Genomic DNA, 24,331 nt, shown 5'->3' with positions numbered 1-24,331 from the left:
AATATAAAAACAAGCATACAGAGGTCAATCAAAAAATAGGGACATCTAAAATAGAAAAGCTTCAACTCCCGTGCTTTAAAACAAGCGGGCCATACTTAAATGTAGCAATAGTCGCCAACAGGCAATTAATTACAGCAAATACAGAAACCTATATAACCCGCACGAAACCCAACGACTGGAAGTCCCACCAAGATGTGAGTGAAGCGGCATAAACATCTGTGGCATATCCATCTTCGTCACTTAACATATTCATTGAACCATACTTCGATGATTTTATTTCTGTCCAAATCTAGAATGGTCGTTACAGTTCCGTCAGATTAAAAAATCACCTGTCTAGGCGGGGTCAATACTCCCCCCACCTAGGCTCAAACGCTTTGCCTAAGCCGACGCCATCCCACCACAACTCCCAGTGAGGACAGGCTGAAACCACCCAAGGAGAAGCCGATTACTGCAATATCCCAAAGTGGTCGACGCTCCCACAACCAAAGAATATCCCAGGAGTGCAAGCCGTTATACAACCAACGGTATACACGGTTTACCGACGTACTTTTCTCGAGCAACTCGCCGCTTGTACTATCAATGTGAAACCACGTGTTGTCGTCGTCGCCAAAGATCACGCGCAATATTGGCAGTGGTTTTCCGCCGCGCTCTGGGTGACGACTGAAGTAGTAATTATCGTAGTTCTTCATAAGATCAATACTGATAATGTCTTCTTCAGGCACGAGTTTGCGTGCAAGTCTTTTTAGCACATCGACATCCGCTATAAACTCTTCCCCGGTCAACGCGTCTAGTTGTTGCTGTCGGCCATTTCTATTCACAATGCGGTATAAGGCGCGACCATTGAAATGAACAAGCTCCGCCGAAACCGCCGTTTTTGGGAAACGTGGCGAGAGTAAAGGAAAGGCATCAACTAATACCGGTTGTTCAGTGCCCGTGAACAATTGTCGCTGCTCGGAGTTTGGTGACCGCGAAGGGTTATATTTTCCTGGATTCATCGACAGTAAACCGCTGAACACCCACGTCAGTGTGACTACGCCAAACAAGACGCCAGTAATATAGTGCCAGCGCATTATCCCTTTATATGGAATCGCAGGTTTACCGGGTTTAGGTTTGCGCTTCCAACGCAACCATCCTATCCACAAGCCAGTAATCGATAACAGCACACCTAGAGAAGCTACTATATCCACTACCCAGGCCCACGCGTTTGGAAATTTGCGTAATACCGTGGGATATAACCAATGCGTTACTGCGGCAAAATAATTCAATACACGTTCGTTTTTACTGCTGTCTCTAACAACTTCAGCGGTGGTAGAAGAAACATACAATTCCGTACGTTTATCGTCCTCAAGGGCAAAATGCAGCAATGGTCGATGGGCATTCAAACTCGATGACAAGGTCCATTGATCAGTTTGTACCATCCCCAAAAAATGTACTTGAGGAGAAATGCTATTGCCATGCAATCGCGAATAGAAATTTTGTGATACTCGTTCGCCTAACGTGCTATTGGCAATTTCGAGAATCTCGCCATTGTCGGCAAAGACACCGCGTGACCGTGCAGTGCCAAGCGCTTTTACATAGTACACTGGGCGCCCCAGTAACATCGCTAATCGTACACGCTCAGCAATAATCGGCACCGCTGGGCTGGCGCTAGGTGAACACAGGATTTCCCGCAGAGTCGCGTTACACTCATAATCTGCAGCGCTAAGCTTTGCTACCGCCTCAGCAGCATTAATACCGGCGGTAGAAAAATTGAGAGCTTGAGCGCCAGACAAGCGCTCCTGTTTGTCTAGCTGCGGATATTCTACGTACATCATGAATATACCGCTGACAAACCAGGCTGCAAAAAATAAACATAAAACAATACCCAGCCAGCGGTGCAGCAGAAATATTTGGCGCTTCCACCACTTCCACTGCAACGGTCCCAGCCGGCGTGTGCGCTTAACACTCATCGGTCTGCAAACCGATAATGCACGCTGAGTTCCACACTGCGAGGATCGGCGAAGCGTTGCGTTAGCCCGCCAGCTGATGCCCACGGCGCGTAGACTTCATCACTTAAATTGCGGCCACGAAGCGTTAGGGTATATTGGTTCCAGTAGTAACTAAGGCCAGCGTCAATCGTTATATAGGCATCTAACTGAATACCATTATTGTTATTGGCTTCGCGCTCACCGACATAGCGCACACCACTATTAAACTGCCAGTTTCCTTGTTGTTTGTTAACATATAAGCCCGCAACCCACTCCGCGACATTTGGCGGTGTATTGCCGCTTCGCGACACCACCGTGTCACCTCTATTTTCGTTAAACTCGTCGTACTCAGCTTTCCAGTTCCACGCTAAATTAGCGTCTATACGCCATGCTGAAGGCAGTTTCCAGGAACTCGCTAATTCAACCCCCTGCGAAATCTGCGATCCGATTTGCGAATTAAGCCGCACACCATCAACGATGTCAGAGGTGAGAATGTCATTTTTTTCGATGTCGAAGAATGCCAGCGTCACATCCAAATTACCGCCTTGTAGACTTGCCTTGGCGCCGACTTCAAATTGCTCGCCTTTTTGTAAACTGAACTCATCGTTACTGGCGCTCAAACTAACTAATTGTGATACCGGTTGCGCTGCACGACTATAGCTAGCGTAAAGATTCACATCAGGACTTAGGCTATATACCGAGCCAATACGTCCAGTTAGCGGATAATAGGTTTTTTTGTATTTGTCGATGCCGACATAAGACTTTCGCTCAAGCTCAATGGCGTCGTAACGCAAACCACCGATCAACTTAAGTTTTTCGCTAAGGTCCAGGATATCTTCAATATAAAATGCGCTAGTTTGAGTAATAATTTTGGTCGTTCTTTGCGGTGAGACATCGGGGCCATAACCGCGATCAAAATTGGAGAGCGGCACACTGGCTGGATCGGGTGAGTTGGTATAGCTCTGTCCGCTATTTCGATTTTGGTTATTGTGATCATACAAAGTACCAATTACGAATTGGTTTTCGCGCCCCAACCACTCTCCGTTCCAGCGGAAGTCGAGTCGATTACCGACTTGCGTGTCGTCACGATAAATAAGAAAAAAACTGCTTCTGTCGATCATTTCTGTGACGGGATTCCAAACCGTTTTTTCAGTATTTCGCCAATCCAATTTTTGGGTGGCCAGATACATTTCATTGCGAAGTTCCCAGTTATCACTCAGCGTAATTTCGCTGATCAAGCGGCCATAGCCGTTTTCGGCACGGGCGAAATTATCGAGATTATTGTAGTTATTACGTCGAATTCCCTTTGGTACTCGCGCATTAACTAAACGGTCGGTGCCGGTATTTGCAGGCCGCACCTCTGTGACTCCATTCTCATTCACTACCGCGTCATAAATTACCGGTGTGCCGTAGTAACTTTCCACATCGTCTTCAAAATAGCTGCCGCTTAGCGTGAATCGAACTGCTTCCATGGGCGTCCACAAAAGACTTGCGCCATAGGCGTCGTAGCTAGAATCACTGCCGTGCACATAACCACCACTGCTATTGCGAGAGACATCAGCGCGATAGTAAAGATTCTCAATCGCTGAAGGACCGCCAACGCCAATCGCTGTGCGGTAGCTATCCCAAGAACCAGCGCTAATGAGTGCTTCACCACTAAAGGTCTCGGTCGGCATTTTGCTCACGTAGTTAATTGCGCCACCGACGGCCCCTTCGCCATGCAACAGCGAGGCCGGACCTTTAAGCACTTCAACTCGATCAAACATAAAACTATCGAGTGGGCGAGCTGATTGAGAGTTTGTATTTTGACGTACGCCGTCGCGCAAAATAGTGATGTCGTTGCTGGTAAATCCGCGCGTGGAATAGCCGGGAATTGATCCAACACCCGTGCCACCCATCATGCCAACAGCTGATTCTACCGCCTCCATCGTGGTGCGAGCACCGAGCTTTTGGATCATCTCTTGACTTATCACCGACACACTAGCAGGTAGTTCACGCAGAGGTATGTTAAGTCGCGAGCCAGTTTCAGCGGCCTTGTCTAGTGCAAGCGATGTTTGATATCGATTACCAGTAACGAGTATGTGTTCGGTAAGCTGATATTTTTCTTTGGAAGATAGTTCATCCGCGGCAAAAGCGGGTAACACAGAACATATTGCAGGAATAATAAGGAGATATTTCATTGGCAATCCTCAAAAGCCCAACCCCGGGCATATGGAAATAAGAGGCGCGGTGAATCCGCCAAAAATATTTTTGGCGTTTAGCGCATCAATAACATTCCACAAAGGATAAATAGGCAGGACAGAGTCGGGCATCCGCACGACCAGCACCAGCACAACCACCCTCCGTGGTTTTTTTGCTTAACAGCGGGCCGGTCTCCGGACTCATGAGGCATTAACAAAACCGCCTTCCCATGCTGAAATCAGCACAGTGGCTAAATGGTTTTGTATTAGAGCCACAAAATACGTGACTCGCTCATTTACCGTTGCGGGGGCAGTGTTGGCTTGGCATCTGCAAAACAGAATACGCACCAACTTCCCGATTAATCCCGAACCAGAAAGGTTGCGGGAACCCGTTGTTCATAATCTACTATCAGACTTTAGCAACGCGGCGGAATCTACCGTTTTTTATAATACCCGTCAAATACAAGGCGTGATTAATTGTCGTTTTATGCTGCAAAAAATTGCTGTTGACGACGGCAACGCCCAACACAAGGTTAATGCGTAACTTGACTCCCCGCCGCCACAAGGTATGCTTTGCGCCGATGTTTCAGGTGCCCGCGTGTGTTTCTGCACACAGAGGTGAAACGGGAAACAGGTGCGCGCTGCTAAACAGCATTGCAATGCCTGTACTGCCCCCGCAACGGTAAGCAGAGAAGATCTTTCCGCTGGCTTTCACACAAGCTGGCAGCCACTGCGTTTTACGTGGGAAGGCGAAATGATCGCGCTGATGTGTCAGCACTTTGTGAGTCCGGAGACCGGCCTGAAATAACAGGATAATGCGCGACGGGGTGTCGACGCTTGCTTCAGCCGTGGCTGACGCCTGCTATTCCCGCGCTTATCAGTTAATCACCTTATTAGTCGTATGCGGGCGAGCTACGGCGGGATGCATTTTAATGTCTAGTATTTTATCGGCCACTCATTTCCGCAGCCACGGGAATAAAAAAACCATTTCATCTCCTTTCATTTTTTTGCTGATAGCACTACTCAGTTTTATCTGCGCGGGCAATAGCCATGCAGCAACAGCCACCACCTTAACGGCCATTGTGTCTGATCGATCTGCGCCAACGCTTATCGCCGGTGCCCATCAAGTCATTCAACACAATAACAATGTGCAGATCCGCATCCGCACAGTTAGCCAAGTGATTGCGATGGAAGACGAGGAATTACAGAATCTTATCGCCAGCAGCCAAACCTTGTTGATGATTGCGGTATTTGGCGAATCGGTAGATCGACTACTAAACCAACACTTCCCCGCAACTCAGCTGCGCACGGTTTTGCATAGCGACCGCAAATTAATGGCGCTGCAACGGGATCGCAACGGGGATATTTTTGCCAAAGAGATGCCGGAAGAGATCGTCGGCGACCGCGATAGTGTCAGCACCGGCGATGCTCTCGCCGCCAAACAAAAAGCAGCACCGCGCTATGCGGACTGGCTGCAGGCCCGCTCTTATTGGGTTAACCGCTCGGTAGACAACACCGCTAAATTATTTAATTTTATACTCAGTGCAGGCAGGCAAGCCGAGCCCGCTACTGAGGTTGCGCCCCTTCGATTTGCGACTTATAAAAACGATGCCGCTAATTGGCTGAGCGCTGACGAACTGAGCAAGACCTTAAAACCGATGCGCCGCACCCTATGGATTCTCGACCACGACGGTGGCGACATTTCTGGCGACTGGGATTTACACGAGCAACTCTGCCAGACCAAGCACTGGCAGTGCGTGTCGATTTTAGCCGGCTGGGGTGAGCCAAGTGTGAATGCCGTTGAAACGATTCACCGCATTATGCGCGGCTCCTTAACGGGCACGCCGGCGGCGATTGTCACCATACAAGATTTTGTGATTGGTGGCGGTGAGGGGCGCGAGACCATCACCCAATTACTCAGCGAATTAAACCTGCCGGTATTAAAAGCCATTCGCCTCAGCGAATGGTCAGAGGCCGAGTGGGACTTATCGCCAGAGGGTATTCCCCGGGATTCTGTGCACTACCGCGTGGCCATGCCCGAACTGCAGGGCGTGTCGCAACCCCAAGTGTTAGCACTGGCGGAACCCACAGGAATCGACCCGCTAACGGGTGGCAGTGTGTATCGCAGTAAACCCCTGGCTAATGAAGTAAAACGCCAAACCCAGCGCTTGGCACGCTGGATGAGCTTGCAAGAAAAAGCCAATGCCGACAAACGCATTGGCGTGGTGTATTACAACCACCCGCCAGGTCGCCACAATATTGGTGCCGACAATCTTAATGTGCCAGGCAGCTTATTAGAGATGCTGCGCGCTCTAAAAGCAGCAGGCTATAAAACCGGCCCACTACCTAAAGACGCCGAGGGCTTATTAGACCTATTGCAAGCAAAGGGCGTGAACCTGCCCGATGACCGCGCTGCGCTGTCGGCCATGGCTGAGCAAATCAATACCATTAGCGCCAAGGATTATCAGATCTGGTTCGCTACTCTACCAAAGGTTGTTCAAGCTGAAATGGTGAACGGCCCGCTGGGCGAACTACAAGTGTGGTTGCAAGAACAAGTTGACGCCGCATCCGCCTTAGGCTCGGTGACCGAGCGCCAGTCGCGCTTGGCCTTAATCAGCGCCCGCATGAGCAACACCATCAGCGATTTACAGCACGCCCTCGACGGCGTCCGCGACGCAGGCCGCGCGAGAGCCTTGGACCTGCTGGCGCAAACCGAAGCCGAATATAAAGCCGTCATTAGCCGCGCCAGCACAGAAGGTGGCCGCCCCGACTGGCGAGCCAGCCAAGCCCTGGTGAAGGCGTCAATCAATATGGGCATTGAAGGTATTCGCGGTTGGGGCGACGCGCCGGGCCGAGTGATGGTATGGCAGGATAAAATGCTGATTCCCGGCGTGCAATTCGGCAATGTGTTTTTAGGCCCGCAACCGCCGCGGGGCTGGGAAATTAATGAAGAATTGCTGCACGCCAATTTATCCTTTCCGCCGCCGCATCAATATCTGGGCTTTTATCATTATTTAAAAGATATATTCAAAGCCGATGCACTGGTGCACGTGGGTCGTCATTCCACCTATGAATTTCTGCCAAAACGCAGTGTGGGTCTAAGCGAAAACGACTACCCCAGCATTGCGGTTGGCGATTTACCCAGCGTTTACCCGTATATCGTCGATGGCGTGGGCGAAGGCATACAAGCCAAAAGGCGCGGCCTTGCGGTCATGGTCGATCACCTTACTCCGCCATTGGCCGCCACCGAGTTGTATGACGCGCTACTGGAAATACGTCAGCTAATTGAAAGCGCCGAAGCGGCGAGCGATGCCGAGACCCGCGCCCGCGCCGTAAAAGCCCTACGTGAAAAAATAGACGAAACCAATTTGCGCGACGAACTCATCGCCAGCATGGACGAAGAACTGCAAGTACGCGGTATTGGTTTTGAAGAGACCGACGACGCGTTTCTGCTACATGAAGTTGGCCACTACCTAACCAAGCTACAAGAGAGCTTTATGCCGCTGGGACTGCACGTGTTTGGTCGCGACTGGCAACGTGAAGCGGTCGACACCATGATTGCGTCGATGCTACAGGGTGACAACAACGGCAACACCCAAGAGAGTAAACGACGTGAAGCCGACTGGCGCAAAAAATTAGTCGTCTCTCCTGCTGCCGAAATGAGCGCTCTGCTCAACGGCCTGAATGGCCGCTTTGTGGCACCAGGCAAAGGCAATGACCCCATTCGCACACCGGAGTCTTTACCCACCGGTCGCAATTTTTATGCGCTAGATGGCAGCTTGTTGCCGACCCGCGTCGGCTTTGATGTGGGCAATGCGCTGGCCGCCAAAGTACTGAGCGGCGAGTCCGGGGTTGCCATTGCCAATGTCGACACCAGCAATAATAAACAGGGCATTATTTTATGGGCCTCTGACGCGGTGCGCGACGAAGGCGCCATGATTGCCTTTGGTATGAAACTGCTGGGTGTAAAACCGATATGGAATAGTCGCGGCATAATTAAAGGATTAGAGCGCATACCACTTGGCCCAGATCAGCCCGCGCGCTTAGATGTGTTGTTCACCACCTCCGGCCTATTCAGAGATCTTTACGGTGAGCATTTATTACTGCTCGATAAAGCAGGCTTAATGGCACTGGATGCCAGTCGCGATCTTATCAGCCACGACTACCCCGCGCTGAGCCTTGCCCTACGTGAGGCCCTCGCCCCACTCGGCACCGATGAACAGGGCGGGAATGAGTCGCTAGAACAAAATCAATTTGCCAACAACTGGGTAAACGAAGCCCGCGAATTATTGGCGGCCAACCCCGCCATAGAGGCCAAAGAACTTGGTCGCCAAGCCAGCTTGCGGGTATTTGGTATTGCTCCCGGCGCCTACGGTGCGGGTATTAACCGCTTAGTAGAGCGCAGTGGCGCGTGGCAAGATCGCAGCGAATTGGCTGAGGTATTTATTAAACGTATGGGCCACGCCTACGGTGCGGGCATGCAGGGCGAATCCGCCCAAGACGTGTTTGAACGCCAGCTCAAAGGCGTATCGCAAACCTTCTTGGGTCGGGCCAGCAACCTCTACGGTTTGATCGATAATAACGATGCCTTCGACTATTTGGGCGGCTTTAATTTGGCGGTAGAAACCGTGAGCGGTAAGATTCCCGCCAGCGCCGTCATCAATCACGCCGATAATCGCAATCTGCAAATAGACGCGCTCCACGACGCCCTGCTCTCAGAGCTCCGCGGCCGCTTCTTTAATCCGCAATGGATTAAACCGCTGATGAACGAAGGCTATTCCGGCGCACGCACCATGGGCAGCGAGTTTATTGAATATTTGTGGGGTTGGCAGGTGACAAGCCCAGAGATTATCAATGACCGCGTGTGGGAAGAAGTAAAAGCGGTTTACATAGACGATGCCCAAGAACTAGGTTTGGATGAGTTTTTAGCCGACGACAATAACCGCTATGTGCAAAGCAATATTTTAGCGGTGATGTTAGTAGCCATCGACAAAGGATTTTGGAAGGCCGACGCCGACACCACCAAGCAATTGGCGGAGCAATTTGCCAACAATATTATCGAGCACGGCAACCCCGGCAGCGGTCACACCCACGCTCGCCACCCAATGTATGACTTGGTGAAATCCCAACTCTCTGCCGAGAAAGCCGCGCAGTTAGAGTCCGTGTTAGCGAAAAGCCGCATGGCCGACGCAGACATCAATGCCGCGAACAGTAGCGATGTGTCGCCAACTCATATACAAGAAATTTCGCTAGCCGCTGACGCAGCCGAGCAAGCTGCATCGCAAAACAGTTCAGCCGAAAGTAGTGATGCTGACAGCAGTGATAATTCCAGACAGACAGACGTATCAAACTATCTGCCGTGGCTAATCGCACTTGGCGTACTGATTTTGCTCGGTGGTTTATGGCGTGGTCGCCACACTGGTAATAAGTAACGAGAACGGAGAGTAATTCATGTTTTCAGGTATTTCTCTGGGAATCATGCACCAGATCACCTCGCTACTTTTAACGCCGGTGATTTGGGCCCTGCTATTTTTTGTTGGCCTCGCCATTTATGAAATAGGTATTAGCATCAGTGAGCGCTTTGGCGGCATTGCTCGCCTGCGCGACACCGGCAATCGTGAGGCCTTGTTACACGCCGGTAAGCGCCGCATTGAACGGGCCGATTTCCTCACCCGCCTAGCGCCGATGCTGGGACTGATGGGAACACTGATTCCCCTCGGCCCCGGTTTAGCGGCGCTGGGTGATGGTGAGCTGCGGATATTAACCACCGCGATGACCGTGGCCTTTGACACCACGGTTATCGGCTTGCTGGCAGGTATGATTGGCTTTGTGTTGGGTCGGCTACGCCGCCGCTGGTACGACCAAGCGATTCATCAACTGAATAGCACGGAGATCGGCCAACATGGATAAGTGGCGCGACAGTGAGTTTTTAGAATCCGACGAAGACCCCCTCGGCCCCATGGCCAATTTGGTCGATATTATTTTGGTGTTTGCCTGTGGTTTGATTGCCGCGCTGGTATCGTTTAGCCCAGACTTACAGCAGCATTTCAGTACGGAAAAAATTAATAAAGATATTAGCCTCGGCAAAGAGCTGCCGACAGTGCCAAAAACCGTGCAAGACAAACTTCAAAACGGCGACGGCTACGAAGCACTAGGACAGGTCTATCGCGACCCAGAGACAGGCAAATTGATTTTAATTGGAGAATAAAAAATCCGCAGCGCCTGAGTAATGCGCTGCGGGCTTTTGTAAATTCGCGTTTATAAGGATTGTTCAATAAACGCTTTCACCTGCTGTTGCGATGCGGCACCAGTCCTTTGAGCTACCAGCTCACCGTTGTTAAACAACAGCAAGGTCGGAATACCGCGCACATTGTAGCGCTGGGCAATTTCAGGGCTGTCATCAACATTGAGTTTTGCGATAGCCAGCGAGCCGTCAAATTCCCCAGCCAAGTTCTCAAGCACCGGATTCATCATCTTACATGGCCCACACCACTCCGCCCAAAAGTCTACCAACACAGGGCCACTGCTGATCGCCTCGTTAAAGTTCTGTTCCTGAAGTTTCTGAATTAATGACATATCACTTCTCCTGTTCGTTTTAAGTCATTCGTTTACGGGAGTCACTATGAGCGCCAGCTGACATGATTAAAAATTGTTCGTAGATATACCACTCATCATAAATTATGATGAATTAACAGACGCATTTGCATACCGAGCGCAGACACGATGAAGAGCCAAGAACTCACCCTGCTGCAAGTCTTCGACGCCATCATGACCGAAGGCTCGGTAACCCGCGCCGGTCAGCGTTTAGCGATGTCGCAGCCAGCGGTGTCGAATGCCATTGCCCGTATGCGGGATATTTGGAAGGACCCCGTGTTTGTTAAAAAGGGCCGTCAGATTGAACCCACCGCCTTTGCGCAAAGTTTGTGGGCGCAGGTGCGCGACCCGATTCAACAACTGTCGTCGGCGCTGGAATCACGGGGTTTTGATCCCGCTCAGTCGCACCGCCAGTTTCGCATTGCCATCGCGGATTTATCCGTCGATTTATACTGGCTACCGTTTAGCTGTCAGGTTGCCGCGCTTGCGCCGGATGTTGACCTGTATGCAGTGCCCTATACTCGTATGGGCGTCATTGAACAACTCCGCGAGGCGCGCATTGATATCGGTCTTGGGCCATTGAGCCAACATGACCGCAGCCTGCGCTCAATCCCGCTATACCAAAACACCTACAAGCTAGTGATGCGCAAAGACCACCCCCTGGCAGGCAAAGCCATCACCATGGACGATTTCTTAGCGGCCAAACATTTATTGGTGTCGCAATCTGGCGACCCGCGCGGCAATGTCGACCAAGCCCTGCAGCGCTTGGAAAAACGTCGGCGGGTGGCGATGACCGTCAACCATTTTTCCGCTGTACCCAAACTGTTACTCAACAGCGATTTAATCGCGGTGGTGCCACAGATGGTGGCCGGTGGCCCGCAATTCAGTTCAGACCTTTGGATTACCGAACCACCTCTGGATATTGAAGCTAGCCCTGTGTACCTGGTATGGCACACCCGTCTAGATCGAGATTTAGGCTTAATTTGGCTGCGAAATTTACTGGAAAAAGTCGTTCAAGAAGAGTGGGCAAAATGCAGCCACTGCGCAGCAGAGTAAGGGCTTGAATGGCAGAATCAAAAAACACAGCAAGACTTAGTAGCATAAGGTGCTATTGTGGCTGTTGAACAAAAACACCATTTACACACCTAACACTGTGTAACGTTTAGCGATTCTAAAAATAGAGGTGACACGATGGATGCACAGGGATTGATTATTTTCTTAGCGATTGGCGCCCTAGCCGGTTGGTTAGCTGGCAAAATCATGAAAGGCGGCGGCTTTGGCCTGATCGGCAATATCATTGTCGGTGTGGTCGGCGCGGTTGTCGGCGGCTATGTATTTAGCTTTTTCGGCATTGCAGCTGGCGGCTTGATCGGCTCCATCGCCACCTCCACCGCCGGCGCTATTATTTTAATTTACATTATTCGGCTTATTAAAAGCGCTTAACTAGCGATTCACAACCGAAGAGGAGTACTCGTTAGCAACGGACATTTTCCATGTCTGAAAGAGTACTCCCCAGCTCCGTTTTTAACTATTTCTACACACCGTAATGTCTCAGCGTCAGCTCACTATCTCAACTGATTCCTCACAGTCGCTGTTAACCCTTACTTTCTCCTTAATGCATCGCACTAGGAATTCAGCATCTCTCGCTACGCCAGAGAACCGTCCCGACCCCCAAGTATGAAGCCAAGGCAAACCAATAAAGTACAATCCAGCTTGCGAACTCACTCCACGCTTATGGACAGGATGCCCCATGCCGTTAAAGACCGGCGCATCTAACCACCCAAAGTCTGGCCGGTAACCAATACACCAAATCACACTGCCGATACCGGCTTCTGCTAGGTCTAACTTATCGCGCTCGAATGCCGGTTGCCATACTGGCTGATAGGGTTCTACCGTGGGTGCCTCAATGCCCTGCTCTTCTATCCAAGTATCAATGCGACTGTTGATATTGCGATAGGTGTTGTCGGCACTATCAAGATTTGCAGCGAGATTTTTTTTAAATATAAGGTTTTCTCCGTCAAAACCCGTCATCAAACCATAGAGTTCCATACCCTCCTTAGCGAAGCGACGCAGATCGATTTCGCGTCCACCATCTCGCCCTGTAACGTAGTGGTTCGTGTTGTCGCGCACCCCCTCTCTTAGCGGGTGCTGCTCAACGGATACATCGTAGTACCCCATTTCATGTAGCCATTCCACCACATCTTTACCTCGATACTGACGGGCCACTCGTGGCGCATTACCGGTGGCGAGAATTACTTTACGTCCGGCTAAATGAAGATCTTCCGCGATTTGCGCACCCGACTGCCCTGATCCAACCACAAGTACTACGCCATCGGGTAGCTGCTCAGGATTTTTATATTGTACGGAGTGCATTTGAAACAGTGTCTCGGGAAGTTTTTCTGCCATGCGCGGGATAATCGGAGCTTGATAGCCACCAGAAGCTATCACTACATGATCACACTTGTAGTTGCCGACACTTGTCGCTACATCGTAAACACCGTCGGCATTCACGGATATTCGATCAACGGTCACACCTTCACGGACCGGCGGTTTTACTTTGTCGGCAAAGCGCTGCAAGTAGTCAACAATCTCGTCCCGTTTCATAAAACCTAGCGGATCATCACCATCATAAGGGTGACCCGGCAAATCGCACTGCCAGTTTGGCGTTACTAGTGTAAACGAGTCCCAGCGCTGGCTCTTCCAGCTATGCATTAGGGACTTACGCTCAAACACAATGTGCTCAATACTATGTTCCTGCAAGTAATGACTGACGGACAAACCCGCCTGCCCACCACCAACGATAATGACGGGGATGTGTTTAATAGACGTCGCTGAAGTACCCATGTCTGTGCCTCTAAAATGTAAGAATCGCTATGTAAATAATTTGCTTAAGGTATTACGGCGTAATGCTAATAATTTCGACGCGGCCATCGTCGTCTTGATTAAACGTCGCGGCCTTCATGTTTATGCGGCTGAGTTGATCCATGGCGCTGCTACATTGGTAGCCGTATTTGCGCTCAACTCGCGCACTGGCTTCATTCAGCGCGCTCCGCGCTCGTGTTAAGAAGTCACTCACGCTGTAACACTGTGTTTCTTTTAGGTACTGATGCAAGACGGTGGAAGGTGAGTAACAAACATCAATACTGCCGTCCGGCCAGCGAACCTTAAAATTCAAAGCGGGCATGGATAGTCCTCCTGCTTAGTAAGGGATTTTTTAGTTTCGTCAACGCGATAAGCGCCTCGACCCAAACCCATCAACGATGACGAATTCAAATTCCAAAAGGTTTCGTATTCATCGCCGTCTCTTAGATTTAGCATGGGCTCGCGAACAATCCGGCCAATTTCCGCGGCGCAAATACCTCGGCCGCTAAACGTACCCAATAGCTCGGGCACGTTAGCGTGATCAGTGGCAAGCAAATAACCAAAGCTGGGGAAACTACACAACCAATCTGACCAAGCCACACCGTCTGGACGAGGGATAGTATTGAGATTAATTTCAGCGCCAACACCCGAACATTCGAGCAGCATGACCGTGGTGCCAAGTAAACCTGCCTGACTTATATCCTTGGCGGCGCTAGCCAGTTGTTTGTCCGCAATCTCCGACAACAGGCTGATATCGCCGCGCAGTCGCTCAGGCGGCGCAAATGTTGCGGCGTCCCAATTTAGAAACGGCGGACGGTATTTACCGCGCAGATCAATTGCCGCGACCAATGCCTGCCCCGGACGTGCAGCAAAGCTACTTAACACATTGTTCGCATGACCAAGAATTGCCACTGCCAATTGAGTTTGATTAGCGCGCAGATTGGTGTGCCCACCAACAATCGACACACCAAATGCATTGGCAGCATCACGCATGCCTTGCATGAGTAATTCAGCCTTGCTTCCGCCCTTGTCCCAAATGGCATTCACGATAGCGTTGGGTCGACCGCCCATCGCTGCAATATCACTAACGTTAACCATTACCCCACACCAGCCAGCAAACCAAGGATCGTGTTCGACAAACTCTTCAATAAACCCCTCTATGGCAAAAAGGGTATGGCCGTAGGGGTGAGGCAATGCCGCGGTGTCATCACCATTGGGATGCAGCCCAGTAGGTAGCGCTGGCATATAAGGCGTCAAAACACTGATATCACGTTTATGAGCAATTCCGGCGTGCCGATAAACCTGATCTAATAATTGACGAAGGCTCATAATGACGCCCCTTCAGCGCTGAAACGTGGATTTTTTGGCGCAGAAATTGATAACAAACTGGGAGCGAGTTCTGCAGTTGACGTTCGAGCACCGCGTCCGCGCACCATAAAGCCGCTGTAAGGGGTGCGACACGGTGGATAGAAATCTAAATCGGCACGCATCAATGCGTGCTCTTGGTCGCGCAACACATTCGTGCCAATTCGCTGCCAATGAAGACGCGTGAACAGGCTTTCATTTTGTAACTGCACATTGGCTAAAAATAAGTTGCAGCCGAGCGCATGGGCACTGGATACCGCAAGCTTAATCAAGCTTGCGCCGAGCTGCCCTTGGCGTCTAAATTTCTTATCTACCGCTAAGCGCGAACCATACCAAACTCCCGGTGCCTCTTGGTGAATTCGCACCGTGGCCACGACTTCTTCGTGCCAACCGCAAAGACTGCCCAGTGCAACTAAATTAATCGCCCTCTGTTTGGTATTTACGTGGTCGAGCACATCGAGATCGTCGGACTCAAACAGCTGCTGTTCTTCGCAAAACACGCGACGCCGAAGTGCCTGTGCCTCAGAAATCTCCCACGCGAGACTCGCCCATTTAATCGTATAACCGCTATACGGCAATGCATGCAGTCCGCGCGGGCTATCAACTGAATGCGGCTGGGCCAACTTACTATGAAGGCTTTCCATGATGAATCCCTCAGTGCTCATACTTAGACAAGGTAGAACACGCACCACAGCGCCCACAGCCCGCTTTAATATCCGCGGAGCGCAAACCGGCGCGGGATAATTGCGAGGCCACGCCTTGCAATACCGACTCCATAAATTCCGCCGATGGCGTGGGATGATCCTCCAGCGGCGTGCCGCGAATAGGAACAAAAGGCACCACAAACGGGTACACCCCCAAGTCAATTAACTGCTCACAGCAATCTAAAATTGCCTGCTCGCTGTCGCCAAGACCTGCCAAAATATAGGTGCTTACCTGTCCTCGTCCGAATACCTCTACCGCGTCGGCAAAGGCTTGCATATAAACCTCTAGCGTCAGCTCAGCCTTGCCGGGCATCAGCTCATCTCTCAGCGCTGGCGTCACCACTTCTAAATGCATGCCCAGCGCATCAATGCCCGCGTCTTTCATTCGCTGATACCAGATTGGATCCCGAGGGGGTTCACACTGACCTTGAATTGGCAGCGCCACTGCCGCTTTGACGGCGCGCGCACTGTCACAGAGAACCGCTGCACCCCGATCCGCTGTCGCAGGAGTACCGGTGGTCATAACCATGTGCTGAATACCATCAAGCTCGACCGCCGCCTTAGCAACTTCTGCCAACTGCTCTGGCGTTTTGTGGGCGATCGTTCGACCAGCTCTCAGCGACTGACCAATTGAGCAAAACTTGCAGGCCTTACGACGGCTTTCGTAACGGATACACGTTTGCAATACCGTCGTCGCAAGCACGTCACGACTGTGTAAAGTAGCAATTTGGGAATACGGTATACCGTCCGCGGTGTGAAGATCGTAAAAGCGCGGATTATTGACGAAGGTAATGTCCGCCAAGGGAATACCGTCGTGATTCAAGGTACGTCTGCCGTCGTTATCACCCACGGAAAAAGACGAGTCCCAAGCGGCATCACTATAAATAGGTACCATCACGGTGGTATCGGCAATCGTTACCGCCTGATGATCGCTCGGTCCTGCGCCGCCTTTGCGGCGAAGCGCGCCACCCTGCCCACCGGCAAGTCGCAAACCTTGGGTTTGTAGTTCAGTTATGAGCCGCTGTGACGCGCTGACGATTTGCTGCGTTGATTTCGCCTTCATCGCTGACTTCTCCTGTGGCACTTAAGGTAGTGGCGCCTGAATTAGCGCCTGACTGGGAAGCGGGCTGCTCGGCAAACATCGGCCGGCTATAGCTGCTCGCATGATCATTAATTGCCAAACTGAGCAGCTCTGGACGGGCATAGTGGCCCACAGAATCCATCATCCGTTTGCGCTTGGTGATTAACCTCATATCCAAATCGGCAATAACAAGGCCTTCTCCTTCCAACAACGGTGTCGCCAAATGCACGCCCTCAGGCGAAACAATAGCGGTGTTACATCCACCGCGAAGCCCGCGCTGGAGTTTAGGATCGGAAGTAATAGATTGAATCTGGGTGTCAGTTAGCCAGCCGGTAGAATTCACCACAAAGCAGCCCGCCTCTAAAGCGTGGTGGCGAATAGTGGCCTCAATCTGGTCGGCGAATATGGGGCCAACCAAGGAGCCAGGAAATTGACTGCAATGAATTTCCTCGTGCTGTGTCATTAGCGCGTAACGCGCCAAGGGATTGTAATGCTCCCAACACGCCAAGGCGCCAACTCGGCCGACACGGGTTTCCGCTACTTTTAAACCAGAAGCATCGCCCTGCCCCCAAATCATACGCTCGTGAAACGTAGGGGTTAACTTGCGACGTTTTAATAAAAGCTCACCATCTGCATCGAAAATCAGCTGCGTGTTGTACAGACTGCCGTTGTCTCGCTCATTAACACCGAGCACCACCACCATCTCTCTCGCACGGGCGCGTTCTGCAATAGCATTGGTCATTGGGCCAGGCACAACAACGGCCTCGTCATAAAGACGAAGATGCTCAGGCCCTGACGCGACCGGTGGGTAAACAAAGGAAAAATAGGGATAGTACGGAACGAAGGTCTCTGGAAACACGATGAGTTCAACGCCCTTGGCGGCCGCTTTGTCGATGGTGTCGAGGACTTTAGCCAGCGTACCTTCAGCGCTCTCCAAATCTGGAGAGAGCTGAACAGCAGCGGCGCGAATCGTTTTGTTCTGCGCCATGATATAAATTCCTTACACAGTCCAAGTATCAATAATCACCGCGTTGTCACGGATGTGAAGAAGCTTCAGGTCGAGAACATCAAGAGGATTAATCGGGCGAATGCCCTCAATCAGCGAAGGCTCGCCATGCCCATAAAGTGCTTGCAAGGCAAATCGGCAAGCGAATACCTTGCCGCCTTCGGCCATGAATTTACTGAGCTGATTATTAAAGTTCAGATGCCCCGGAAACGCCTCATCGCCAATAGTGGGGAAACCCCGCTGAAGACCAAGAGTAACGCCAGGGCCATAGAGCAAAATTGATGTTTCAAACCCTTTGCGAAGCAAGCGTGTGGCCTGCAGCATATTGACGAAACCGATGGAGCCCTCGAACGCGACAGTGTGAAAGGTGACCAAGGCTTTTTGACCAGCCTCTGCTTTTACGTCTTCAAATACTTTTTCCTCGTAGTCCACAAAATAATCACCGGCCTTGTGCATTGCTTGAGTTACTTTTGGCATGACTGGGTCTCTCCATAAATTGATTCTTAAAAAGAATGATCACCGGCGGACCGCCTAATGATGCAATCAAGACATAGCAATCAAGGTGCCAATCAATTTCCCATTTAATGCGATCAATATGCAATCAAATCCAAAACACTAAATCAAAATCACGATAAATTATTTTTTAAAGCCCCCATAAAGAAATTACAAATTGTCGCGCTCAGCAGTAATTGCACTATCTATGTGCCATTTTTTGGTAAATGCGCGCTTAGAGCGCACCGCAAATTTGCTGATCACGCGCAATGCAATCAATTTAAAAACCTGATACGATCAATTTCAATATCAGCTTTGATGGGCTAGGCAGGATTTACATGAATTTGACAGAACTTCAACGCTGGGCCAAAACCCTAACGAAAGAAAAGGGACGCCCCGCCTACTTACTCATTGCCGATCTCATCGCAGAAGATGTGGAATCCGGACGCCTACAGGCGAGAGATCGACTCCCCACCTTACGAGACCTAGCCGCAGCCGTAGACATAAACTACACCACCGCCGCCCGCGCCTATAACGAGGCTAAACGTCGCGGACTTATCGAGTCGCACCCCGGCTCTGGTAGCTTTGTTAAGGGCAAGGCCGTATCCCTCGGCCCCGCCAAAGGCGGCTACGAGATGACAATGAACTTGCTGATCGAACCAGCTATCCCCACACTTATTGAGAAGGTTCGTGACAGTGCCATTGCAGTGCTGGCACAGCATGACCTTTACTCGCTGTTTCGCTATCAATCTTTTGGCGGCGGGCAGCGCGAACGAGAAACCGCATTAATGTGGCTAGATCGCCGCCTAGGGAATGCGCGTCTGGAAAACATACTCATCTGCCCCGGTATTCATAGCGCGCTTGTCGGTCTAATGACGCAGCTAGTATCACCCGGCCAATTGGTGTGTGTAGAAAGCCTTATCTATCCCGGTATGAAAGCAATTGCCGCACAGCTCGGGCTCACCCTCCACTCCCTTGAAAGAGACATGCACGGCCCGCTGCCTAAACCCTTTGAGGACGTGTGTAAAGAAGGCCGTGTGGCCGTCTTGTATTTAAATCCGACCATTCACAATCCGACCACCACCACCATTCCGCTAAGTCGACGCCAAGGCTTAGCTGACATCGCACTGCGCTACAGCATTCCCATTATTGAAGACGACGCTTACACCATGCTGTGCGACGATCCGGTAACACCCTTTGCAGACCTAGCCCCAGAGCTAAGCTACTACATCACCGGCACCGCAAAATGTTTTGGCCCCGGATTGCGCTCAGCGTTTTTACACGCCCCCGGCAAACGGCAAACACAGCGTATTTCCGGTGCGATGCGCGCGCTTTCAGTCATGTCCTCGCCACTAACCGACGCCTTGGTCAGCACGTGGATTGCGGATGGCACCGCAGACGCCATGCTAAAAGCGGTGCGCACCGAAGGCAGCGCTCGCCTAAAACTAGCCGAACACTATTTAGGAAGGAATCATATTTCAGGGGCCGCGGGAGCTTTCCACCTGTGGCTTAAATTACCCAAGGCATCCAATTGGAATCCGTCGGAACTCGCGGTTCACCTGCGCTCACTCGGTGTTAGCGCAGTTGCCAGCGCCGCATTTAGTACCGACAACAATCCCCCCGACGCTCTGCGTATCTGCTATGGCGGACCTATCAGCCGAGACAACTGGGAGGACGGCTTGCAACAGTTGGCAGATGTGATCGAACAGCCGGCATTTTTACTTTCTAACACCCACTGATATTAACTATCGCCTATGAGCTATTGACCACGCGATAAAGAAACGCAACACAATAATAAGCGGAGTCTTTGATACCCAATGAAGCTGTACGAAAAGCTGGCCATGGAAATCGCCAATATGATTGAAAGTGGCGTACTAAAATCTGATGAGCGCATCCCGTCTGTTCGCCACATTAGTAAAACCTATAAAGCCAGCGTGTCTACGGTATATCAAGCGTATTTCTTACTTGAAAATCGCGGTCTAATCTATTCTAAACCTAGATCCGGCTTCTTTGTTTGCACACAGCCAGACCACACCCTACCAGTCAAAAATCAGGCGACGCTTGTGCCGAAAACAAGCACAATTGAGATCAGCGATTTGGTATTCTCTGTACTAAAATCACTTCGCGACCCCAAAATTTTTCCGCTTGGCTCAGCGTTTCCGAGCCCAGAATTTTTTCCTTTGAGACGATTATCTAAGTCCCTAGCAAAGGCGACCAAAGATATCGACATGAACGATGTCGTTGCACATCTGCCGCAGGGGAATCTCGCACTGCGACGCCAAATTATTCAACGTTATGCTGCAAATCAGATCCAAATCCCGCTTGAGGAAGTGATCATTACCGACGGCGCTCTTGAGGCTTTAAATCTTTGCCTGCAAGCAGTAACAAAACCGGGAGATCTCATCGCCATTGAATCTCCAGCGTTTTATGCCTGTCTTCAAGCGGTAGAGAGACTACAACTAAATGCGGTAGAAATACCCTGCACCGAGGACGGAATTGATCTAGCATTTTTGTCCGCCGCCCTCAAAGAGCACCCGATAAAAGCATGCTGGTTTATGACGAACGTCCAAAACCCGAGTGGTATCAGCACATCTGACAACAAAACACAGACGCTCGTTGAAATGTTAACTGAGCACCAAATACCACTGATAGAAGATGATGTTTACGGGGAGCTCTATTACAACGATCAGCAGCCAAAACCAGCCAAAGCCTTCGATCGCGAAGGCTGGGTAATGCACTGCAAATCATTTTCAAAAAGTCTCGCACCGGGCTACCGAGTAGGCTGGGCTGCCGCAGGGCGATTCCACGAACAGGTAGAACGACTTAAATTAATGACGACGCTATCGACATCGATGCCTGCGCAAGTCGCAATCGCAGACTATCTGCAATTCGGTGGCTACGAAAGACACTTGCGAAAACTGCGGATCACTCTGCAACAACAATACGATCTCATGCGTGCAGCGGTAGTTACATACTTCCCCGCCAGCACCTTAATCACGCCAATATCGGGCGGCTATTTCCTGTGGCTGGAATTGCCAAAATCTGTAAACTCGTTAGATCTTCTTAACTCAGCGTTACGCAGAAATATCAGTATTGCCCCCGGCCCCATTTTCTCGGCCAGCAAACAGTATCGAAACTACATACGACTAAACTTCGCTTGCAGCCCGTGGACGCCCGACATGGACAAGGCCGTAAAGAAACTCGGCAGTTTGGTATATGAGCAAATCTGATATGGTCTTTTTATGGCTAACTGCGCCTGCTTTTGCAAACCCAAATCAGCTAGAGTGACTTTATTGTCGAGCAAGACAAATTGGCTAGATCACCAGAAAACGCTGAACAATCAGCGGAGTAGACATCATGGAACAGACAGAAAAAAGTACCACGTCGAAACACGCTAAGAAGCCCTTCGGCTTTTTTGACGCTATCTCACAAGCTTTCTCACTCATTTTTGCACTGCAAAATCATTCTGGCCGGAAAAAACTACTAGACCTTGCTGAATCAAACCCCAAGCCATTAATTTTGTCCGGTTTTTTTGCCGCCATTATCTTCTTTCTTTTTTGCTTTATCAGTTCGCAAATCGTAATTCGCGTACTACCACACTAGCGCAAGCGGTAAGACTAAAATACTTGACCGCCAGCGTGAGCAATATGTTCCGACCAAGCTCAATGAACGAAGCTAACTACCAAGCAAAGGACAAAGACGCAAAGACTTTACGGCCAGACTTTTGCCGCGCGTTATATGAGCCAGGAAAGAACACAGTATCTAACACCTGATTCAACACCTTTTCATCGGTCAAATTGCTTCCACCCACGGTGACGGCCCAACGCTGATCCCATGCACCAACGCTAATGCGCGCCGATATTTGCGAAAAACCTTTTAGGTAACTATTTGGATCCAAATCTCCATCGGTAAATTGATTGCCTTGATACAAATAATCGACACTGGCGCGCATTGCCAAACCAAACAAGGGTAAGGTCAATGTTGGCGTGATACTGGCACTCTGTTCTGGGGCGAAGGCAATGCGCTTGCCGCTAAGATCTTGATTCGAATTTAAGCCACTAGTAACCGGCGCAGGGGCATTTGGATAGCTATCATATTTGGCGTCAAGTAAGCCCAAAGATCCCGCAAGGCTAAGTGGCTCAAACGGCGTTAGCCACATAAAGTCCATTTCTAAACCACGAGAGATTGCCGACGCAGCGTTAGTGACATCGAAGAAAGCGCCATTAAATGCCAGCACTTGCAGATTATCGAACTGGGTTTGGTATACCGCCGCATTCAAACGTAGGGTGTTGTCAAAAAACTCGCCTTTAAAACCAGCCTCTATTGTTGCTGCCTCTTCCGGCTCAAAGCTTAAATCCTCACCACCAAAGGATGAGGCATTGAAACCGCCACTTTTATAACCACGTGCGTAGGTTAAAAATACATTGGTGTCGGTATTCAAATAATATTGAAATGACAATTTGGGTGAAACATCGGTTTCTTTTCGTTTCAATCCCTGCTCATCATAATCTTCTGCACTCAGCGCCGTCTCCATTAAACAAGGTGTTCCTAATGCGGCGGTCTGACAGAAGCCTTCGCCCCGTGCATCAGCGACTTTTTGCTCTCGGCTAAAACGAATACCGGGGGTGACAATAAACTGATCTGTTAGCGCCCAACTCATTTGCGCAAAAATAGCCTGCGCGTCGACATTTAAAAGATAATCTAATTGTAAATAATCATCGCCAATTAATCCGCCAGTTATATCGCTAATCAAACCAATACCGGCCAAGTTCAAGCCGCCTAATAATCCACCGCTAGATACACCAGTTTGACCCGACACTAATTGTAAGGCGTCGTCCGTTAATAAGTAGGCGCCAAAATCACTACCAGCCGTAATTTGCGTTTTCTGACTGAAACGTGATTCAAACATATACGCGCCTACGACAAACTCAACACCGCTACCAATACCGAACAAGCTGTCGGCGGTGCCGGTAAAACGCAGTTCTGCTGATTGTTGTTCGTAGTCGGAAACCACTTCTAAAATAGCGAGATTCGCGGGCGAGGTATCTAAATCAACCAAACTACCTATGGTTAATTCAGTGTCCGCCAATACCAAAACCATATTGAGATTATTTAGGGCGCCAACCGGACCAATATCCCAATCGGTTTTAAGACTAAGTGTGTCTGAGGTTTTATCCAAAAATCCATCTTGGTCGTAGGAGCTAGTAAAGTTGTAGGGATCGTCCTCAATATTGGGATCGTAATTTTTCAAAAAATCAGTTGTGCCCTCGTCCAAATTCATTAACTGGAGGCCCCAATAGTTGGCAGAGGTTTCCGAGGTAACCCCCATAACTTCAACCGAGACATTTTCTGACGGTAAAAATAGTAATTTGAGTCGCTGGGCGTTTTGTTCGTGCTCGTCATCTTGGCGATTCAAAAACTGATTGTACAGTTGGCCATCTCGGCTAATATCCTGCACCGCAAGACGAACGCCAAACCAGTCCGTTACCATGCCACCAATGCCACCCTCATAACTTACTTCTTCAGGGTCGGACTTATTAACACGTAAGTCGGCAGAAAACTCGTCAGTCGGCCCTTTAGTCGTTACGTTAAATACCCCCGCGATGGTGTTTTTACCAAAGAGCGTTCCCTGCGGGCCGCGCAAGACCTCTACCCTCGCGATATCGAACATACCTTCGTTGTAATATGAGGGGCGGTTAAAAAACACCTCGTCTTGCACAAAACCAACCGAACTATCAAACGCAGAGTTCAGCGGGTTGGAGCCAAATCCGCGAATATTAATTTGAGCCAGTGCGGGATCAGTATCTGAAGAGAAACGCACATTCGGTATATACGGCGCGATATCTTGCAAGCCCGTCGCGCCCACCTCGCGCATGAAGTCGCCACTCACCGCCGTTAGCGAAATAGGCACGTCTTGCGAGGATTGCTCTACCTTTTGCGCGCTAACGACCACCTCCTCTAAAATTCGTCGCGTTGACGCTTCCGAGGTCTGCTCAGCAGCATTCGCTGTGCTTGTCTCAGCATTTGCAATTTGTACGGCACACATAAGCATACTCGCAAGCCACACACACCGGTTCTGT

At 50.3% G+C, this 24,331-nt stretch carries 19 protein-coding genes and 2 riboswitches; of the genes, 8 read left to right on the top strand and 11 right to left on the bottom strand.

Annotation, left to right across the window (positions count from 1 at the left end; translation table 11 throughout):
- Window positions 1-365 precede the first annotated feature (365 nt).
- Window positions 366-1,949: a PepSY domain-containing protein gene (locus O9X78_RS14355; RefSeq protein WP_269620401.1), complete on the bottom strand. Its 1,584-nt coding sequence runs from the start codon at window positions 1,947-1,949 to the stop codon at window positions 366-368.
- Window positions 1,946-4,147: a TonB-dependent receptor gene (locus O9X78_RS14350; RefSeq protein ID WP_269620399.1), complete on the bottom strand. Its 2,202-nt coding sequence runs from the start codon at window positions 4,145-4,147 to the stop codon at window positions 1,946-1,948. Before O9X78_RS14350 ends, O9X78_RS14355 begins: the two co-directional genes overlap by 4 nt.
- A 169-nt stretch (window positions 4,148-4,316) precedes the next feature.
- Window positions 4,317-4,555, bottom strand: a riboswitch (cobalamin riboswitch).
- Window positions 4,556-4,718: 163 nt separating this feature from the next.
- Window positions 4,719-4,964: riboswitch (cobalamin riboswitch) on the top strand.
- Window positions 4,965-5,079: 115 nt separating this feature from the next.
- Between O9X78_RS14350 and O9X78_RS14345 the strand changes: the two genes are divergently transcribed.
- Genes O9X78_RS14345 through O9X78_RS14335 form a run of 3 tightly spaced genes read left to right on the top strand, consistent with a single transcriptional unit; the run spans window position 5,080 to window position 10,355 of the window.
- On the top strand, window positions 5,080-9,579 hold the full coding sequence (locus O9X78_RS14345; protein ID WP_269620398.1) for a cobaltochelatase subunit CobN: 4,500 nt from the start codon (window positions 5,080-5,082) through the stop codon (window positions 9,577-9,579).
- Window positions 9,580-9,598: 19 nt separating this feature from the next.
- On the top strand, window positions 9,599-10,057 hold the full coding sequence (locus O9X78_RS14340) for a MotA/TolQ/ExbB proton channel family protein (protein WP_269620397.1): 459 nt from the start codon (window positions 9,599-9,601) through the stop codon (window positions 10,055-10,057).
- Window positions 10,050-10,355 (top strand): DUF2149 domain-containing protein, encoded by a 306-nt coding sequence (locus O9X78_RS14335; RefSeq protein ID WP_219044028.1) that lies wholly within the window; start codon window positions 10,050-10,052, stop codon window positions 10,353-10,355. Before O9X78_RS14340 ends, O9X78_RS14335 begins: the two co-directional genes overlap by 8 nt.
- A 50-nt stretch (window positions 10,356-10,405) precedes the next feature.
- Here the strand turns inward: O9X78_RS14335 and trxA are convergent, their stop codons facing one another.
- Window positions 10,406-10,723: a thioredoxin gene (gene trxA, locus O9X78_RS14330; RefSeq protein ID WP_269620396.1), complete on the bottom strand. Its 318-nt coding sequence runs from the start codon at window positions 10,721-10,723 to the stop codon at window positions 10,406-10,408.
- A 147-nt stretch (window positions 10,724-10,870) separates the two neighbouring features.
- Between trxA and O9X78_RS14325 the strand changes: the two genes are divergently transcribed.
- Together O9X78_RS14325 and O9X78_RS14320 are read left to right on the top strand one after the other, a co-directional pair.
- Window positions 10,871-11,797, top strand: coding sequence for a LysR family transcriptional regulator (locus O9X78_RS14325; RefSeq protein ID WP_269620395.1), 927 nt, complete (start codon window positions 10,871-10,873; stop codon window positions 11,795-11,797).
- A gap of 135 nt (window positions 11,798-11,932) precedes the next feature.
- On the top strand, window positions 11,933-12,184 hold the full coding sequence (locus O9X78_RS14320) for a GlsB/YeaQ/YmgE family stress response membrane protein (protein ID WP_219044031.1): 252 nt from the start codon (window positions 11,933-11,935) through the stop codon (window positions 12,182-12,184).
- Window positions 12,185-12,298: 114 nt separating this feature from the next.
- On the opposite strand, the gene O9X78_RS14315 is transcribed toward O9X78_RS14320, so the two are convergent.
- Genes O9X78_RS14315 through O9X78_RS14285 form a run of 7 tightly spaced genes read right to left on the bottom strand, consistent with a single transcriptional unit; the run spans window position 12,299 to window position 18,236 of the window.
- Window positions 12,299-13,585 carry an MSMEG_0569 family flavin-dependent oxidoreductase gene (locus tag O9X78_RS14315; RefSeq protein WP_269620394.1) on the bottom strand — a complete coding sequence of 429 codons (1,287 nt, stop codon included), beginning with the start codon at window positions 13,583-13,585 and terminating at the stop codon, window positions 12,299-12,301.
- A gap of 52 nt (window positions 13,586-13,637) precedes the next feature.
- A complete protein-coding gene (locus tag O9X78_RS14310; RefSeq protein ID WP_269620393.1) occupies window positions 13,638-13,925 on the bottom strand; it encodes an MSMEG_0570 family nitrogen starvation response protein in 288 nt (95 codons plus the stop codon).
- Window positions 13,913-14,932, bottom strand: a complete 1,020-nt coding sequence (locus O9X78_RS14305; RefSeq protein ID WP_269620392.1) for a sll0787 family AIR synthase-like protein — start codon at window positions 14,930-14,932, stop codon at window positions 13,913-13,915. Before O9X78_RS14305 ends, O9X78_RS14310 begins: the two co-directional genes overlap by 13 nt.
- The gene (locus O9X78_RS14300) at window positions 14,929-15,612 is read right to left on the bottom strand and encodes an MSMEG_0567/Sll0786 family nitrogen starvation N-acetyltransferase (RefSeq protein ID WP_269620391.1); all 684 of its coding nucleotides are present in this window, start codon (window positions 15,610-15,612) and stop codon (window positions 14,929-14,931) included. The genes O9X78_RS14305 and O9X78_RS14300 overlap by 4 nt, the downstream gene beginning before the upstream one ends.
- A gap of 10 nt (window positions 15,613-15,622) precedes the next feature.
- Entirely contained in the window at window positions 15,623-16,735 is a 1,113-nt protein-coding gene (locus O9X78_RS14295) for an MSMEG_0568 family radical SAM protein (protein WP_269620390.1), read from the bottom strand.
- The gene (locus O9X78_RS14290; RefSeq protein WP_269620389.1) at window positions 16,680-17,741 is read right to left on the bottom strand and encodes a Nit6803 family nitrilase; all 1,062 of its coding nucleotides are present in this window, start codon (window positions 17,739-17,741) and stop codon (window positions 16,680-16,682) included. The genes O9X78_RS14295 and O9X78_RS14290 overlap by 56 nt, the downstream gene beginning before the upstream one ends.
- A 12-nt stretch (window positions 17,742-17,753) precedes the next feature.
- Window positions 17,754-18,236 (bottom strand): MSMEG_0572/Sll0783 family nitrogen starvation response protein, encoded by a 483-nt coding sequence (locus O9X78_RS14285; protein ID WP_219044038.1) that lies wholly within the window; start codon window positions 18,234-18,236, stop codon window positions 17,754-17,756.
- 353 nt (window positions 18,237-18,589) lie between these two features.
- On the opposite strand from O9X78_RS14285, the gene O9X78_RS14280 reads away from it, so the two are divergent.
- The 3 genes from O9X78_RS14280 (at window position 18,590) to O9X78_RS14270 (ending at window position 21,854) form a co-directional block, all read left to right on the top strand.
- Window positions 18,590-19,990 (top strand): aminotransferase-like domain-containing protein, encoded by a 1,401-nt coding sequence (locus tag O9X78_RS14280; protein WP_269620388.1) that lies wholly within the window; start codon window positions 18,590-18,592, stop codon window positions 19,988-19,990.
- Window positions 19,991-20,068: 78 nt separating this feature from the next.
- Window positions 20,069-21,481 carry an aminotransferase-like domain-containing protein gene (locus tag O9X78_RS14275; protein ID WP_269620387.1) on the top strand — a complete coding sequence of 471 codons (1,413 nt, stop codon included), beginning with the start codon at window positions 20,069-20,071 and terminating at the stop codon, window positions 21,479-21,481.
- A gap of 127 nt (window positions 21,482-21,608) precedes the next feature.
- Window positions 21,609-21,854 (top strand): hypothetical protein, encoded by a 246-nt coding sequence (locus O9X78_RS14270; RefSeq protein WP_269620386.1) that lies wholly within the window; start codon window positions 21,609-21,611, stop codon window positions 21,852-21,854.
- 76 nt (window positions 21,855-21,930) lie between these two features.
- On the opposite strand, the gene O9X78_RS14265 is transcribed toward O9X78_RS14270, so the two are convergent.
- Window positions 21,931-24,297 (bottom strand): TonB-dependent receptor, encoded by a 2,367-nt coding sequence (locus tag O9X78_RS14265; RefSeq protein WP_269620385.1) that lies wholly within the window; start codon window positions 24,295-24,297, stop codon window positions 21,931-21,933.
- Window positions 24,298-24,331 lie beyond the last annotated feature (34 nt).

The organism is Zhongshania aquatica (assembly GCF_027257955.1).
GTDB lineage: Bacteria > Pseudomonadota > Gammaproteobacteria > Pseudomonadales > Spongiibacteraceae > Spongiibacter > Spongiibacter aquatica.
The sequence above is the reverse complement of the archived record's forward strand: the minus strand, read 5'-3'. Positions and strand labels throughout refer to the sequence as shown.